Source organism: Parabacteroides caeci, from assembly GCF_023656795.1.
GTDB lineage: Bacteria > Bacteroidota > Bacteroidia > Bacteroidales > Tannerellaceae > Parabacteroides > Parabacteroides segnis.
In genome coordinates this window covers 1-17212 of sequence record NZ_JAMOKT010000038.1, presented here as the reverse complement: position 1 = coordinate 17212, position 17212 = coordinate 1, and the positions used below count along the sequence as shown (strand labels likewise).

General features: G+C 43.1%; 18 protein-coding genes and 1 pseudogene. 3 read left to right on the top strand and 16 right to left on the bottom strand.

The window, feature by feature from the left end:
• Positions 1-17: 17 nt before the first annotated feature.
• Both NBH15_RS17975 and NBH15_RS17970 read right to left on the bottom strand, forming a co-directional pair.
• Positions 18-572, bottom strand: a complete 555-nt coding sequence (locus tag NBH15_RS17975; RefSeq protein ID WP_128134277.1) for a GNAT family N-acetyltransferase — start codon at positions 570-572, stop codon at positions 18-20.
• A gap of 222 nt (positions 573-794) precedes the next feature.
• Entirely contained in the window at positions 795-1466 is a 672-nt protein-coding gene (locus tag NBH15_RS17970) for an SGNH/GDSL hydrolase family protein (protein WP_250823214.1), read from the bottom strand.
• Between the two features lie 92 nt (positions 1467-1558).
• Between NBH15_RS17970 and NBH15_RS17965 the strand changes: the two genes are divergently transcribed.
• Entirely contained in the window at positions 1559-2227 is a 669-nt protein-coding gene (locus NBH15_RS17965; protein WP_128134275.1) for a DUF2490 domain-containing protein, read from the top strand.
• A 100-nt stretch (positions 2228-2327) separates the two neighbouring features.
• On the top strand, positions 2328-3011 hold the full coding sequence (locus NBH15_RS17960) for a queuosine precursor transporter (protein ID WP_128134274.1): 684 nt from the start codon (positions 2328-2330) through the stop codon (positions 3009-3011).
• Positions 3012-3171: 160 nt separating this feature from the next.
• Here NBH15_RS17960 and NBH15_RS17955 read toward each other — a convergent pair whose 3' ends face one another.
• From NBH15_RS17955 to NBH15_RS17925, 7 genes and pseudogenes are all read right to left on the bottom strand, one after another.
• The gene (locus NBH15_RS17955) at positions 3172-4146 is read right to left on the bottom strand and encodes a FimB/Mfa2 family fimbrial subunit (protein WP_250823213.1); all 975 of its coding nucleotides are present in this window, start codon (positions 4144-4146) and stop codon (positions 3172-3174) included.
• 101 nt (positions 4147-4247) lie between these two features.
• A pseudogene (locus NBH15_RS17950) lies at positions 4248-4852 on the bottom strand (HAD family hydrolase).
• A gap of 15 nt (positions 4853-4867) precedes the next feature.
• Positions 4868-6196, bottom strand: coding sequence for an ABC transporter substrate-binding protein (locus NBH15_RS17945; protein WP_250823212.1), 1329 nt, complete (start codon positions 6194-6196; stop codon positions 4868-4870).
• Between the two features lie 20 nt (positions 6197-6216).
• A complete protein-coding gene (locus NBH15_RS17940) occupies positions 6217-7005 on the bottom strand; it encodes an ABC transporter permease (protein WP_007658229.1) in 789 nt (262 codons plus the stop codon).
• Positions 7002-7775 carry an ABC transporter permease gene (locus tag NBH15_RS17935; RefSeq protein ID WP_128134300.1) on the bottom strand — a complete coding sequence of 258 codons (774 nt, stop codon included), beginning with the start codon at positions 7773-7775 and terminating at the stop codon, positions 7002-7004. Before NBH15_RS17935 ends, NBH15_RS17940 begins: the two co-directional genes overlap by 4 nt.
• Positions 7776-7813: 38 nt before the next feature.
• Positions 7814-9196, bottom strand: a complete 1383-nt coding sequence (locus NBH15_RS17930) for a polyamine ABC transporter ATP-binding protein (protein WP_128134270.1) — start codon at positions 9194-9196, stop codon at positions 7814-7816.
• A gap of 139 nt (positions 9197-9335) precedes the next feature.
• Positions 9336-10526, bottom strand: coding sequence for a uracil-xanthine permease family protein (locus NBH15_RS17925; protein ID WP_250823211.1), 1191 nt, complete (start codon positions 10524-10526; stop codon positions 9336-9338).
• Positions 10527-10589: 63 nt separating this feature from the next.
• On the opposite strand from NBH15_RS17925, the gene msrA reads away from it, so the two are divergent.
• Positions 10590-11096 carry a peptide-methionine (S)-S-oxide reductase MsrA gene (gene msrA / locus NBH15_RS17920; protein ID WP_250823210.1) on the top strand — a complete coding sequence of 169 codons (507 nt, stop codon included), beginning with the start codon at positions 10590-10592 and terminating at the stop codon, positions 11094-11096.
• Between the two features lie 79 nt (positions 11097-11175).
• Here the strand turns inward: msrA and NBH15_RS17915 are convergent, their stop codons facing one another.
• The 7 genes from NBH15_RS17915 to rbsK all read right to left on the bottom strand — a co-directional run bounded on the left by NBH15_RS17915 (position 11176) and on the right by rbsK (position 17090).
• Positions 11176-12108 carry a glycosyltransferase family 2 protein gene (locus NBH15_RS17915; protein WP_007658236.1) on the bottom strand — a complete coding sequence of 311 codons (933 nt, stop codon included), beginning with the start codon at positions 12106-12108 and terminating at the stop codon, positions 11176-11178.
• A 7-nt stretch (positions 12109-12115) separates the two neighbouring features.
• The gene (locus tag NBH15_RS17910) at positions 12116-12493 is read right to left on the bottom strand and encodes a GtrA family protein (protein ID WP_007658237.1); all 378 of its coding nucleotides are present in this window, start codon (positions 12491-12493) and stop codon (positions 12116-12118) included.
• A complete protein-coding gene (locus NBH15_RS17905; RefSeq protein WP_128134268.1) occupies positions 12468-13223 on the bottom strand; it encodes a hypothetical protein in 756 nt (251 codons plus the stop codon). The genes NBH15_RS17910 and NBH15_RS17905 overlap by 26 nt, the downstream gene beginning before the upstream one ends.
• 157 nt (positions 13224-13380) lie before the next feature.
• Positions 13381-14382 (bottom strand): GRP family sugar transporter, encoded by a 1002-nt coding sequence (locus NBH15_RS17900; RefSeq protein WP_244050955.1) that lies wholly within the window; start codon positions 14380-14382, stop codon positions 13381-13383.
• 7 nt (positions 14383-14389) lie between these two features.
• A complete protein-coding gene (locus tag NBH15_RS17895) occupies positions 14390-14590 on the bottom strand; it encodes a hypothetical protein (RefSeq protein ID WP_233567244.1) in 201 nt (66 codons plus the stop codon).
• 4 nt (positions 14591-14594) lie between these two features.
• Entirely contained in the window at positions 14595-16145 is a 1551-nt protein-coding gene (locus tag NBH15_RS17890; protein ID WP_250823209.1) for an ADP-ribosylglycohydrolase family protein, read from the bottom strand.
• Between the two features lie 15 nt (positions 16146-16160).
• A complete protein-coding gene (gene rbsK / locus NBH15_RS17885; protein ID WP_128134266.1) occupies positions 16161-17090 on the bottom strand; it encodes a ribokinase in 930 nt (309 codons plus the stop codon).
• Positions 17091-17212 lie beyond the last annotated feature (122 nt).

Sequence of the window (17212 nt, the reverse complement as noted above, 5' to 3'; positions counted from 1 at the left end):
TACAGTCCTTCTTCTCTTTATTCACGCCAATACTCCGGCTTGTCCATTGCGTCAGCGCATCTTACCTTTCCTCTAGGAACATCCCCTGCTTCCGAAGTAAGGGATTGATACATCCAGCAATCAGCATAGATATCTTCAATCGGATAAGGAGGCGGATAACCGGCTGCTTCTGCATTTCCTTTAAAACCATGACGGGGATAATACTCTTTATGCCCCAGCACAAAAACCATCTCCACTCCCATCTCCTTCAATATCCGATGGCCTTCCCGGATCAGCAAACCTCCGAGACCTTGTTTCTGATACTCCGGCTTTACGGCCAAAGGTGCCAGGATATAAACAGAAGGTGAAGGATTGCTCCCCTCCAATGAGGCCTTTGTAAAAAGGATATGGCCTATGGCCTCCCCCTGATAACAGGCAAGCAACGAGACGTAAGGTTCTGCTGTCTGATCTGCCAAAAGGTCTTTCACCAGTACGGCCTCGTCATCTTCACCGAAAGCGAGTCGTTCAACGTTCATTACATCGTTAAAATCGTCAGAAGTAGCCCTTCTGACTTGCACGTCGTTTAAATTCATGACTATAATATATTAAATGGTTACTATGCTCCCTTATGGGAACAGTTTTTATATGAAAAAGGATATAATAATAAGGCCCGGATGAAGATGTATATCCGGAAAATTGAAGTGGCCAGCCTATAAAGAGTTATAGGCTGTTATTAAGCACTTATAGATGTAGAAAGTAGTGTTTTCAAAAAACTGTTTTTATAATTCGGGAGCAAATATAGCAAAATAATCCGGTTAGTAACCACTCAGTGCCGGAAGAAGTATCTTTTCCATGATCTTATATCCGTCCAAAGTAGGGTGCACGCCGTCTTTGGAATATTTCTCCGGCAAACCTCCCCGCCCATCCGTCAATTGAGAATGATAATCAATATAAGTAAGACCATTACGGTCTGCATAAGCCTTAATCATTTTATTCAGTTCGATAATTTTATCGGCAGGTTCCAGTCCTTTATGCCAACCGAAATCATAGGCGGGCAAAACAGAACAAAGAATCACATCGATATGGTTTGCTTTTGCCAACTCGGTCATAGATATGATATTTCCCAGTATATTTTCCTGAGAGATATATCCGTTGTTTTGGGCAATGTCATTGGTCCCGACCAGGATTACAACAGCCTGCGGTTTGAGATTGATTACATCTGCACGAAACCGCACCAGCATTTGAGCCGTCGTTTGTCCGCTGATACCTCTGCCGATAAAGCCATTGTTCTTAAAGAAAAGCGAATCGTTGTTCCACCAGCCCTCCGTAATCGAATTTCCCATGAATACCACTTTAGATGGGAGTTCTACCGTTTTATTAAGTTCGGCATACCGGCCAAAATTGGCCCAATCTTTCTCCTGGCCTAAAAGAGAGGAGGCAGCCAATGCACACACAACCAGCATCAGCCATTTCTTAAAGTTCTTCATAACATGATTTTATTAAGTTACATGAGATACAAAAATAATTCTTTTATCCTTATCTTTGCCCTAAATCTAAATTAAAAACACATCATATTCCTATGAAAAACTATTTCAAAAGAAATTGTTTCTTTATTCTATTCGTCTTTTTGATGTTTCAGAGTCATTCTACTCTGTGGGCAATAGATGGTGCCGGAATAGCATTCAAGGTTAGTCTGTCAGGAAAGATTTATCATCAATTTTCTTTTTTGCTGGAAGAGGATATCCGTCCGAAATCAAACTTCAAACAGGCAGAGTGGTTTCTGACAACAGGAGAAATCAACTATACATTCAACCGGTATCTGAAAGCCGGAGTAGCCTATATGTTACTTAACCAGTACAAGGCTTCCGAAGAGTTACGGAACAGATATTATGTGTATGCTTCGGGAAAATATCCTGTCGGCAACTTTGTCCTGTCTCTTCGCGAACGATTCCAGAGTACTTATAAAACAGGCGCCGAACATCCCAAGAATTATCTCCGGACAATGCTCACCTTCTCCTATAAGATCAGTAAAACGGATTTCTCCCCTTTTGCTTATGCCGAAATATTTAATGACACCGGCTATCAGGGTAATATGCACACAGACAGGATTCGCCTCTCAGCCGGAAGCGATTATAAGATAAACAAACAAAACGCATTGCAGTTATATTACCGTTACCATATATTCAACGTATATGATCCGGTCAATTATAAACATGCAATAGGGCTGACCTACTCACACAGGTTCTAAAAAAATAACTATCTTTGCAGCCGGAATTTAATTTATAGACATGATACGGAAAGTTTTTGCTTTCCCGAGTGCTTGATAAACCTCGTAAAAAACAAGAATTATGCAGAAGACAACTGTAACAATCCCATTCATGCTGCTCGGCATCCTGTTCAATATATGTCTGGTAGCGTCCAATCTTTTAGAGACGAAAGTCGTACAGGTATTTGGCATTACTGCTACAGCCGGACTGATCGTATTCCCTATTTCCTATATTATCAATGATTGTATTGCCGAAGTATGGGGATTTAAGAAAGCGCGTTTGATTATCTGGAGCGGATTTGCTTCGAACTTCCTCGTTATCGGGTTTGCACAACTGGCAGTCATGTTGCCTGCCGCCTCGTTTTGGGAAGGGGAAGAAGGTTTTAACTTCGTCTTTGGAATGGCTCCGCGCATTGCGATTGCAAGCCTGATCGCTTTTCTGGTCGGCTCGTTCCTGAATGCATATGTGATGAGCAAGATGAAGATTGCTTCTAAAGGGAAAAACTTTTCTTTACGTGCGATCGCTTCGACATTAGTGGGTGAGAGTGCCGATTCGATGATTTTCTTTCCGATCGCTTTTGCCGGATTGATTCCCTGCAAAGAATTATTAATCATGATCGGGACACAGGCGGTTCTGAAATCCCTCTATGAGGTGATCATTCTTCCAGTAACGATTCGCGTGGTAAAATACATAAAAAAGGTGGACGGTAGCGATGTCTATGATATCGGAACTTCTTATAATGTTTTGAAGGTAAAAGATATATGAGAGTGTCAAAAGTCATACTATGGCACGCAGATGACGCAGATTAAACAGATGAGCAGAGATAAATAAATTGAATATCAATAAATAATCTGTGTTTATCTGCCCGATCTGTGTCATCTGTGTGCCATTTAGTGTATTTTGACACAGCTCCAACTTACTACATTTAGCCTGCCGGAAAGTCTATCGTTTCTGTGCTTTCTGTCCAGTTCTCTACTTCGAAGCCGTCAGATGAGGTTTCTTCGGAGTATAATTCTCCTAATGTGATATTGAGAGTCAGACGGTTTCCGGCTATTAATGCATTGTCCAACAGTTTCCGGAAATGTTTTACCAATCCATTCTTCAACGTCAGCATAATAGTCAGGGGAGGATTGTCGGAAGAAGGGAAAACCATAACTGTTGAATTGGCGGACATGGACATACTATCGGTCGACATGGTCAACGGAAATGCGACAGTCTTTGTGAAGTCGCTTGCTTCAGCAGTATAATAGTCCAGCCGGGAAGCAATATTTCCAACCAGGATACGGGCAGAAGCGATACTCGCATCCATCTTATCACCATCTTTATTCGTCAGTGTTATTTTTAAACCGGCTGTGGCATGCTTCATCGTTGCCTGCATTTTATCCGTACCAACTTTGATGGGATTGACTGCATGCAGATAGTCATAGACAGGCATATAAGTTGTATCTTTATAATTATCCTGATACATAGTCATATACAAATCTGACAAATCTGCCCCTACACGTAAACCGGGCTCTCTGATAGCTGCGGCATCATAGATCGAATCGGTCTGGCTGTTTTTGGATAATCCCCAGTACAGGAAATTATAATCTCCCAAAGGCAACCTGACAGGAGCAGTAGCTTTATAAATGGAACCGTCTTTTATAGTGTAGGTTGCATTAATAGGCGACAATGTACCGTTAATGCCATAATTCCCATAATAAAGGCTGGAATCTCCGGTACAAGGATAAACCATCAGGACACCGGTAAATGATGTTGTTGAAGTGCCTGTTGAAACACTCATTTCGGCCAGCTCGGGACTTATCAGATCATCTGTGTTTACGCAATGGCAATCGTCATCCTTCGAACAGCTGCCGAAAAATACGCCCATCAATAGCGTAGAGAAAACTAACTTATTCATAGTCACCAAATATTTGTTTAGATTTATGCTTATAGAAACAGCACACAAACAGTTTGGTTCTCGGAATCGGTCTTATTAACTTTTAAAATAACGGCTACAATTTATTTGAACAAATGCGACCAGTCTTCCCGTGGCAGGGGAGTATAGGTATGGATACCAAGGGTTTCCGCCGTACGGCAGTTAGGTATGGCATCATCCAGGAATAAGGTTTCTTCCGGATTGATACCGGCATCTTTCAAGACATATTCAAATATATCGGCATTGGGCTTGACCATATTCAACTCATAGGAAAGGTATATCTTTCCGAAAAGTCTTCAGCATGATGTCCTTTATAGGCAAAGCTATTCTTCTCGGCCCATTGCCAGTGGATCTCATTCGTATTACTGAGAAGCATCGTATTGTATCTGGAACGAAGCTCCATCAATAAATCGAGTTTGTAGGTCGGTATATCATCGAGCATGGCAATCCAGGCAGCATCAATCTGTTCGTCGGTCAGGCGCTGCTGGGTAAGGTGGCGGATACCGTCTCTGAACTCGGCAGAGGTGATAGTTCCCATCTCTATCTGCATAAACAGGTCTTTACTGTTCAGGATGCAGTCGCGGACATCGGGCACACCAAAACTTTCAAAGGCCTCCACACAGCGATTGCGGGTCAGATTAATGATCACTCCGCCAAAGTCTATAATCAGATTCTTTATTCCTTCCATACTCATCAATAATAATTACCAGCGTCTGCGACGTCTGTGGTGACGCTGTTTTTGTTTATAATCACGTATTCTGCGGTAGACTACCCAGACAAATAACAAGCCGAATACAGCAAAAATCAACAGGACAATACCGGTATTCAGGTTATCGCCTTTCACACGGCTCCACATTTCCAGCACAAGCTCCGTCTCATCGCCAAAGTCACGGATCATGGCACAACGTTCCACCACTTTATGATCAGGATATTGTACCGGATTGATCCGGATACTGTCGTTTCCGGGACCGAAGAAATAGCTGAGATCAGAAAACTCCTCGATTGTCGTATCTATTTTGGCTTCCAGTATCTCCGGTGTGGCAACGGCACTTACATAACCATTGGCATCCATATTGCGCAAGGCAATGTCCGGACGGCAAAGATAATCTAAAAAATAACTGGCAGCCTTCACATTACGGGCATATTTCGGAATTGCCCAGCCATCATACCAGATATTACTACCTTCGAGCGGCACTTCATAACCCAACTCCACTCCTACGGCATCGGCTTCTTCCATTGCCCAGACGGCATCTCCGCTCCAGGTAAGGTTCAGCCAGGCTTTGTTTTTGGTCATCATTTCCTTACCGAAGTCGGCTTCCCATCCGGCAATATTGGGTTTCATACGTTTCAGATAATCCTCGGCAATAGCGATTACTTCAGGGGAGTTGTCGTTCATCAGTTGCTCTACCGTAACAGTTCCGTCGGCAAGTTCCTTGGCATGAGCATAAATGATGGCAGTACCATAGGCATCGCGATAACTGTCTTTCATCAGGATCTTGTTCTTATACTTGGGATTCCACAGGCAATCCCAGGTCATCACTTCATCCTTTGAAACAAATTTCTTATTATACAGCAAGCCTGCCGTGCCCCACATATAAGGAACGACGTAGTCGGTTGTTTTCATTCCAGGCTGGCTCAGTTTATTGAGTTGTTCCTGGATATACGGGGAAATGTTATCCAGGTAATCGGGCGTTTTTCCGAAGTTACGGTCAATGGGAAGCAATAGCTTTTTCTTCAGCATACGTTCGATGATATATTCCGAAGGACATATCAGGTCGAAATCTTCGTGACCGCGCTCCACCTTGGTCAACATGATCTCGTTAATGTCGAATACCTGGTAAATGATACGGATATCCTCTCCTGTCTGCTCCTTATACCAGACCGGAAATTCATCCAGAATATCTTCATCAATATAATCCGCCCAGTTATAGATTTTCAATATCTTACTGCGCTCTTTTTCCGTACGTGCACAGGACGCAAAGACGCCCAGGCAAGCGACAAATACGCATATTATTTTAATTAGTCTGTTCATTACCCTACTCCTGTTTGACATTATTTAGCGGCTTTATCAGCCCTCTTATTTATCACAATCAGCAACACCAGTACAGTGACAAAGATGATTGTGGACAACGGACGCAGTTCAGGAGTAAGTCCTCCCTTCCGGGCATCCGCATAGATAAAGGTTGAAAGTGTCTCCAGTCCTTCGTTACCGATAGTAAAGATCGTAACGGCAAAGTCGTCGATCGAAAGCGTGAAAGCCAATATAAAACCACTGATCATTCCTGGCCATATCTCCGGCATAATCACTTTGCGCAATGCCTGAAACGGAGTTGCACCCAGATCAAGCGCGGCTTCATATACATTCTGATTCATCTTTTTCAGACGGGGCATCACACTCAATACAACATAAGGAGTACAAAATGAAATATGCGCCAGTACAACTGTAGTAAATCCCTGCGAAATACCGAAACTGACAAACAACAGGAACAGGGAAACCCCGGTTATGATATCTGCATTCATCATCGGTATGGCATTTCCGAAGTTCATGATTCTACGCGAACGGCTTCTCAGGTTGAATATACCGATGGCAGCAATACTCCCCAGGATTGTCGAGATAGATGCAGCCAGCATGGCAATGGCAAATGTATTCCACAAAGCACCTACCAGCGAACGCTGCACGCCTCCGGTAAACAAGGAAGTATACAATTTTGTTGAAAATCCCGTCCAGTTACCCAGCACCTTCGCTTCGGTAAATGAAAAGATCATAATGATCAGGATCGGAGAATAAAGCAGGATAAGAAGCAGCCACAGATAGGCCTTCGCCATTATTTTCGTCATCATATCACACCTCCTCCTTCATTTGAGGCATTGTCTTCCTCGTTGGTAAACAGGATCGTGACACCGATCAGCAGCAACATGATAAGAGACAGGGCAGCGCCATAGTTCCACATCCCGTTATTGATATTTTCCTGTACGGTCGTACCGAACAGTTTGATATTGTTCATTGTCAGCAACTCGGCAATAGCAAACGTCGAAACGGTCGGCATAAAGACCATCACGATACCGCTCATCACACCGGGCATCGACAAAGGAAAAATTGTCTTCATAAATACCTGGAAAGGATTGGCTCCCAAATCCTGTGCGGCTTCGATCAGGTTACGGTCCATCTTCTGCAATGTGTTATAGATCGGATAGATCATAAAGGGCAGGAAGTTGTATACCATACCGAAGATCAAGGCTCCTTCCCCCAAAGGCAAATCAAGGAAATCGAACAGGGCGACTGTTGCCAACGTACGGATCAGAATGTTCACCCACATCGGCAGGATAAACAACACGACCATCGTACGGGAAGTATTAAAACGGGCCTGACTCAATATATAGGCTGCCGGATATCCTAAGAGCAGGCAGACCAAAGTGGTAATGATCGCAATACCGATAGAATAGACAAAGGTATTCAATGCCTCGGGATGCATCATAAATTTACGGAAATTGGCGAAAGTAAATGCTCCCTCGGCATCCGTAAAGGCATATAAAACGATCAGGAGCAATGGCATCACTACGAATACCGCCAGAAATAATGCGTAAGGAATCGTCCAGTTCCTGCGCCGCATGAAAAATGCTGAGACTTTATTTATCACTTCCTTTCCTTTTAGTTATGAATAATACGTATATTCTCAGGGGCAATCCGTATACCGACCCGGTCACCATCGTCCCAGACATCTGTCGTATCGACGAAAATATCTTCGTCCCAGTCAGTAAACACTGTCAGATGATAATGGTTCCCTTTGTACAGGATAAATTTCACTTCACCTGTCAGCTTGCCGTCTTCTTCATTATCCTCCAGAATAACATGACGAAAATCGACTTCCACTTTTACAGGAGCGTCCGGTTCCATATCGGGAACTTCGTTACACTCAAAAGTGGTTCCAAGAAATTCCACATGGGTAGAATCAATCATTTTACCTTCAAACGTGTTGCAAACACGTTCTTTCTTCATGACGTGAATATCGAATGGTTTTACCAGCAATCCGACTTCCTGTCCGGCTTCGAAACAATGATAATCCTGTACCATGAACTCGTATCCTTCGGGAGTCTGCACCATCATTTCGTAATGGACTCCTTTAAAGATGGAAGAAGTAACCGTTCCGGTCAGCATGGCAGCTTCCGACGGGTCGAATATATAAATATCTTCCGGACGGATTACGACATCGACCGGTGCCTGTTCTCCAAACCCTTCATCGACACATTCAAAATCGTGTCCGGCAAAAGAGACTTGCTTATCTTTTATCATCAATCCGTTCAGGATATTACTTTCGCCGATGAAATCGGCTACAAACGAGTTGATCGGTTCGTTATAGATATCGATCGGGGTTCCTATCTGCTGGATACGGCCTTCGCTCATCACGACAATCGTATCGCTCAATGTCAATGCTTCTTCCTGGTCATGCGTTACATAAACGAAAGTAATACCGAGTGACTTATGCATTTCCTTCAATTCCATCTGCATATCTTTACGCATCTTTAGGTCAAGTGCAGCCAACGGTTCGTCGAGTAATAACACTTCCGGTTCATTCACAATGGCCCGGGCAATAGCGACACGCTGCTGTTGTCCGCCGGAAAGGGAATCAACATCACGGTATTCGTAATCGGTCATACCGACCATCTTCAAGGCCTGCTTTACCTTCTTTTCGATCACGGCGGAAGGCAGTTTCTTTAATTTCAGACCGAAAGCGATATTATTGAAAACATTCAGGTGCGGGAACAATGCATATTTCTGAAACACCGTATTGACCGGCCTTTTGTGTGGCGGTGTTTGTGTAATCTCCTTCCCTGCAATGGAGATCTCCCCTTCCGAAGCGGTCTGAAATCCGGCTATCAGACGTAACAATGTGGTCTTACCACAACCGGAAGGTCCCAAAATAGTAACAAACTCGCCCTTACGGACAAACAAATTTACATCATTCAGCACAGCCTTGTCCCCAAAGAACTTGGATACATGTTCTACACTGATAATGCAGTCGGACTTTTGCATAAATTTATCCCTTTTCCTTACAAGTTAAACATAAAATCGCTCGCTTTTATAAAAAGCGGCACAAAGGTATACATTTTAAGGGACTTTCAAAACGTCTGAACCGTTAAGAGATGGATATATAAAAGAACGTTGCTGAACTTTATTTATTTCCCTTGGGTAACAACAGATTCAGTAAAACTCCCAATAATGCGGACAACCCGATACCGGCCATTGTAAAGCCGCCAAATTCAATTGCTGCGCCACCTATGCCGAAGGTAAGGATCAGCGAAACAATAATCAGGTTGCGTGTATCGCCCAGATTCGTCCGGTTTTGTATCAGGCTGTTTATACCGACAGCCGCAATCGTACCGAACAATAACAACATTATTCCGCCCAACACTGCCGGCGGAATCGATTTCAGAAAAGCACTGATCTTCCCAAAGACAGAAAAGACAATACCTGTCACCGCAGCAATACGGATAACGGTAGGGTCCGTGATCTTTGTCAGCGAGATAGCGCCAGTCACTTCGGAATAGGTCGTTACAGGAGGTCCTCCGATCAGGCCGGCAGCAACACATGCCAGGCCATCCCCCAACATAGTACGGTGCAAACCCGGATCTTTCACGAAATCTTTACCGGTCACTTCATTGATAGCATACACATCGCCGATATGTTCAATGATCGGGGCTATGGTAACCGGAATCATAAAAATCACAGCTTCCCAGGATAATTCCGGTTTAACGAACTGGGGAAACGCAAACCAGGGAGCGGCAACAATCGGTTCAAAATCAATCATCCCAAAGACTGCTCCGGCAATATACCCCACAATTATCCCACAAAAGATAGGGATCAGCTTGATCATCCCCTTCCCGAGCAAGGATGCCAGAATAGCCGTCAGCAAAGCGATCAGGGCCAGCGGCCAGTTCTCTTTCGCCATATTCACACCGGAACCGGCAAGCGACAAACCAATCAGTATAATTACTGGCCCGATCACGACCGGAGGGAAAAGCGTTTTAATAAAACCGATGCCACGCCATTTTATCAATGCGCTCATCAGTCCGTAGACGGCACCTACAGCAACCAGACCGGACATCGTACCCGGCAAACCATATAATTCCGTCGCTTTAATGATGGGAGCAACGAAAGCAAAACTACTTCCCAGGAAAATAGGAACTTTTCCTTTTGTAACCAGATGAAAGATCAATGTACCCAGCCCGGCAGTAAAAAGGGCTGTCGAAGGATCAAGACCGACCAATAAAGGCACTAATACTGTTGCACCAAAGGCTACAAAGAGAAATTGAACGCCCACTATTGTTTTTTGAGCAGGGCTCAGTGATTTTTTGCTGTCCATTGCGAAATAAAAGATTATATTTGCACAAATATAAATAGAATAATTCAAACGCTGAATAAGAATATGACACAGAATAACTTTCATAAAGAAACAGCCTATTTTGCATCCGGCTGTTTTTGGGGAACCCAATATCACCTGGAAAAAGTAAAAGGCGTAGAATATACGCATGTCGGCTACATGGGCGGAACAGCAAATAATCCGTCCTATCAAGAAGTTAAAACAGGGACAACCGGCCATGTAGAAACCGTTGAAGTCATCTTTGATCCTTCACAAACCAGTTTCGAACAATTGCTGCGTCTTTACTTCGAGACCCACGATTTCACACAAGTGGGCGGACAAGGTCCGGACATAGGCAGCCAATATCGTTCCGTTATCTTCTATTGTAATGAAGAACAGAAGGAGATCGCGGAAAGATATATCGGTAAATTATTCGGAATGGGATTTAAAGTAGCTACGGCATTGGAACCTGCCGAGAAATTCTGGATAGGAGAAGACTATCACCAACATTATTACGACAAGAAAGGAGAAACTCCTTATTGTCATATTTATCGGAAGATATTCAATGATTGATTTTGTTTCATCCCAGGGAAACAAATATTTCTTCCGGGAGAAACAAATGTTTCATCCGGAAGAAACTAAAAATATATTATCAGAAGTTTTTCTTATCGTCAATAATATATTCGGGACGCGCTTTGATTTCATCGAACAAAATCCCGACATATTGTCCTAGAACCCCCACTGTCAGCAACTGGACACCGCCGAAGAAAATAACAGATGTCATAATGGAAGTCCAACCGCTTTCCGCATTACTGAACCCGTAGATTTTTCCCAGTGTAAACCAGGCGGCCAAAACAATACCGACCACCACAGCTATAAATCCCAAACTTGTTGCCAACCGAAGCGGCTTTTTAGAGAAATACAACATGGCCGTCGAAGCAAATTTCCACATTTTGCTGAAAGGATATTTCGTTTCACCGGCAATCCGAGCTTCCCGCTCATAATAAAACGGCACCTGCTTATAACCGAGCCAGCTTATCAATCCCCTGATATATTTACCCCGTTCTTGAAAACGGTCGAATTGATCCATAATTTTCCGGTCGATCATACGGAAGTCACCGGTATCCAACGGAAAGCTGACGTCACTCATATAATTAAGCAAACGGTAAAATGCTTTTGAGGTAATTTTTTTGAAAAAGCTTTCCCCTTCCCTTGATTTTCGTACGCAATAAACTACGTTTGCATGCTCTTTTTCCTGCAATTCCAATATACCGGGAATCAGTTCGGGAGGATCCTGCATATCGGCATCGAGTATGACGGCCAGATCAGCGTCACAGTTATTGATACCTGCCGTTACGGCCGGCTGATGTCCGAAGTTTCTTGAAAAATGGATTACCTTTACCTGTGGGTCAGAGGCAGCTATACCATCCAGTAATTCCCGGGTTTTATCCCGGCTTCCATCGTTAATATAAATAATCTCAGTAGCAATAGGCACCGACTGCAATGCTTCCTTTGTACGACGGTATGATTCGGATATAACCAACTCCTCGTTGTAACACGGCACTATAACTGCAAGCTTCTTCATCTGCTTTTTATGACTTGAATGTATAAAACTTATTCATTACGAAATTAATAACCGTATAAAAAGCCATAGCCAGCAACTGGTTATAATAAGGATCGATCGACAGGTTGGCATTCAGATACATCAGCAAACCCAGTTGCATCAGGTAACAGATACCGAACACAACACCGAAACGGACGGCACTGCTCATCCAGCCCGCATCGCTATGGAACGTCCACTGCTTGTTCCAGATAAAACTGTTCAGTACCCCTGCCGCATAACCGACTATATTCGATACAATATCCGAACAACCGAGCAGCTTCATCATTATCCAAATAACGACAGCTGTTATAACGGTGTTCCCCACTCCCACTATACCATACTTAATGGCTTGTTTTACTGTTTCCATTCTTATTTATAATATCAGTGACTTCCTGTTGTGTCAGTTCCTTTACATTTGTTATTGTAAAGATGTCTGAAAGGAAATCGCCGTATTGGTTACATTCATTGATAACCTTGTCAAGGGTTAACTTGATGTCTGCACGTACCGGTATCAAAAACACCAGTTCCACATATTGCTCACCGATCGTCAGGCGCTCTATCTCGCAGTCGGCCTTCGGCAGGAAATAAGCGAACTCACGTTCTATGACTTTACGCTGATACTCCTGGAAAGGTTTACGATCCCTGGATAACATCAATACGTAAAAGCGCAATTTCTCACCTTTGCCTCCCAGCCCTGTCGAAATATATATTTGTTTCTCATCCGACAACTCCGACTCCAAAGAGATGCGGCTTTCCATCAAAGCCATATAAGCCCAGTTGCTCACATCTTCGTCCGGGTGCTGCACATAATCTTCCAGCATCCGGTAAGCTTTCACCTCGCGGGAAGTTGCCAGCATGGATAAAATATATTTCTTATAATCGGTTGTCGACTCCGGATTAGACAGACTTTCGCGGAAGGCTATATAATCCATATCGTTTAAATCCGGTTTTGCCCTTTCTTTACGAACCTGTTCGGAATACTTGAAATATTCCATCTGAAGTTCAACCGGAACGCGCTGTTCTAATATATGGAAATGTCCGTCCATCTTGCTAAAAGAGTCACGGAACTTCTTGAATACATCACCTTCTTCTTTCATAGACCTGTTTTTTTAGTTATATACTATACCCAATAAACAAGAAACTAAGACAAAAGTAAGGCTTTTTCCCGATATTTTTGGCATTACAGCATAAAAACGGGGATAAATGGCATTTTTATTTACCTTTTATCCCCAAAATCAGTTCAAATTATGCGAATCAAACGCCTGCATAGATCAGGAACCCCAAACCGACAACAAAAAACAGGAACATTCCCAAATTCAGATAACCGGAAGATCTGGGCGCTCCTTTAAATTCATGCCAGATCAGGATTCCCCATAGAGCCGAAACCAATGTTGCTCCTTGCCCCAAGCCGTAAGAAATGGCAGCTCCGGCTTTTTCAGAAGCAATCATACTGAATGACTGCCCTATACACCAGATCACTCCGCCTAATATCCCGACAAAGTGGGTACGGATATTCCCTTTAAAATAACCGGTAATAGAGACAGGGGCACCTTCTAACGGTTTTTTCATCGCAATCGTGTTAAAAAGAAAATTACTAGCAAATACGCCGAGGGCAAAAATAAAAACAGCCGTATAGGGTGTCAACTTGCCTGTTGCGGGAAAGGCAAAGTTTTCCAGATCCATGGAAGCAGCAACAAAACGATAAAAGAAAGCCATAATCACGCCGGCTGCAATAGAAATAAATATTCCTTTTCCGGAAACTTTCTTCGAGCCGACTAATGCTTTTTTATAAGCCAGTCCGTTCAGAAGGATCGCAACAGCAATCAATGCCACACCTGCAAAAATAAACAATGGCTCTCCTTTAGCGGCACCAAAATAATTGATCAGGACGCCCAAAACCAAAGCCAAACCAACTCCTACCGGAAAAGCGACAGACATACCGCATATGGCTATTGCTGCCGAAAGTAATATGTTCGAGGCATTAAAAATGATTCCTCCCAAAAACGCACTGCCGATACTGACCGGATCGGCCTGCATCAGATCGGGAATAAAACTACGGCCTTCGGAACCGATACTGCCCAGGGTAAAAGCAGAGATAACGGAGAACAAAAGAACTCCGATCACATAATCCCAATAAAAGAACTCGTACCTCCATGTCCTGGAGGCCAGTTTCTGTGTATTCCCCCATGAGCCCCAACACAACATGGTCACAACACAAAAAACAATTGCCAATGTATAACTTTGTACAATAAACATATCTTTACTATTTAGAACCAGGTTGATGCATCATATAATTTTCCAGCAGGGCAGCCATTGCACCGACATCATCATAATCTGGTCCCAAATCAGTATCCAGGATCAGACTGACAGGCTGCATGGTTATTTCCTGTACGGTTTTCTTCGGCGTGCTGTTACAGGATACCAACAGAGATAATACACAGATTAACAAAAATAGATATTTCATGATATTATTGATGGTTTGTTTTCAATGGAGTATCCGAATAAACAATCGCTTCACCGAAATTGACTGAAGCATCCGGATGGGGATTCAGCCATTTAAAAGTGACGGTGTGCAGCTTTTCAGGCAACTGATATTTCCAGAACAATTCATGGCGGCGGGTAATATATGAAGCGGGCAAATTGGCTGTTTCCACTAATTCCCCATCTATATACATTTCCACACGGGCAACATACTCGTTATCCCTGGCCTGCACATTCCCTTTAAAGACAATGCCTGTTCCTTCAAATGTAACTTCACCCACTTTTGCCACTTGTTTATTAACACCTATACGGTCTACCGGATATAATCCTTCGAAAGCCTTCTCCAATCTTACCGGAACAGGTTGCTGGCAGGAAATAAAGACGTCATCTCCTTCTATCTTCCCTCCGTTCCGTTCTACTACCTGCAAAGCCTGGTTAAAACTCATCCGGTAAGTCTTATTCAGAGAGATCGTAGTATAGGCAAAGTCCATATCCTCCACTTCTTTCAAGTTTTTCAACCAATATTCCGGAATCTTGTTGTACCCCAAAACAGTCCCTAAAAATCCTGCCGCAGAAGCCGGATTACAATCGGAATCCTGCCCGCAACGGGTGGCAATATCCATCGTTTTATAAAAATCACCTTCACCATACAACAAACCGATCAGGATATAAGCACTATTAATTACAGCATCAATATTGAACGGGACAAAAACACCATCCGGGCAACCGATATCTTCGCTCCATTTCTTTTCGCATTCAAACCAGGTACGTTTCCAATCATCCGGAAACTCTTTATGCCAGCGGATCACATCGTTCATACATTGATAATAACGGCTTTCTTCCGGAATCGTTTTAAGGGCCTCGGAAACTATAAACTCTATATCATCCGAAACAAATGCGAGCGAATACATGGCTCCCACATAAACGCCACCATACCAACCGTCGCCATAATTCATGATATGCCCGATCTTATCCGAGATCTCCGAAGCAGTATTCGGCATCCCCGGCGACATCAAGCCGGCATAATCGGCTTCGATCTGATAATCCAGGTCATCTCCATGCGGATTGTTCAGCCAATGGCCGGAAGCTGGAGGCATGATACCTTGCAGGATATTATAGCGTGCAGCCTGATTGGCATGCCATAGCGTATATCCGGCATTCGCAAATGCCACCGCAAAAGAATCGACAGGTGCATCCAAGCCCAAACGGTCGAAGACATCAACAAAAGTAAGGTCCATATAAACATCGTCATATAATCCCGGAACATTCTCATACCACCATTTTATATACCCGTCCGGCCAGACAATAGGAACATAATCCTGAATCATCGTCCCGTTATAGCGGAACTCCGTCGGCCCTCCGTATGTACAACCTATCGTTTGTCCGGCCCAGCCTCCTTTGATCTTATCCATCAGTTTGTCTTTGCTGATTGTAAAATCGTCAGGAACAACACTCTTGCCAGAAGATTGCCGAGTACACGATATACTTCCTATTAATACAATGATTATCACTATCGTTTCTAATATTTTTCTTTTCATGGCATAAGATTGTTTTTATGAGTAATCAAAAATATCGACCTCATTTCTATAAGGAGCAGAAGATTGAGCCCCCACACGAGTAACAGAAATAGCTGAGGCTTTACAAGCAAATTGCACAGCATCCTTTAGTGTACGCCCTTCAAATAAAGCAATAGTCAACGCTCCATTAAAAACATCTCCTGCAGCTGTAGTATCAATTGCTTCCACTTTTACAGCAGGAATCATTTCCACAATTGAATTACAATAAACTAAAGCACCTCTTGATCCTAACGTAATGATTACGTTCTGCACACCCATTTCCAGAATAGATTGAGCAGCCTTATAGGCGGAATCCTCATCTATTATTTTCACACCAGAAATCATTTCTGCTTCTGTTTCGTTTGGGGTAATCAAATAAAGATGTTGAAGTAATGTCGCAGACAAGAATTGCGCTGGGGCAGGATTCAATATAACTCGTTTCCTTTTTTTCCAGGCTGTTTCCACTACAAATTCCACCGTCTCCATAGGTATCTCTAGTTGCATCAGAATCAATTCTGCCTGATCAATAGCATCTTCTGCATTTGCCAGATCTGAAGATAATAAATTCGCATTTGCTCCAGATGCAACCACAATACAGTTTTCCGCATGAGCATCTACGGTAATTAATGCTACACCTGAGGGATTTCTTGAATCTGAGAAAATAAAAGATGTATCTATTCCTTCTTCTTCAAATAGTTGCTGAGACTGATGTCCAAATATATCACTTCCAGTTTTACAGATAAATGAAACATGTCCACCCAACCGGGCAATGGCCACCGCTTGATTCGCGCCTTTTCCTCCTGGATTCATAAAAAATGTTCCACCTAAAACCGTCTCCCCCGGACGAGGGAGATGGTTCGTTTTTATAACCATATCAGTATTGCTACTGCCAACTACCAATATGTTGTGTTTCTGATAACTCTTCATTCATATTCTTATGTTTTTAGCAAAAATTTTCCGATAAAATAGGAGAATAAAATTCATCCCTTTTGATAACGGCGAACATTCTCGCCACAAGTTTTGCCCGTAAAGCATTGATAATGGTCATT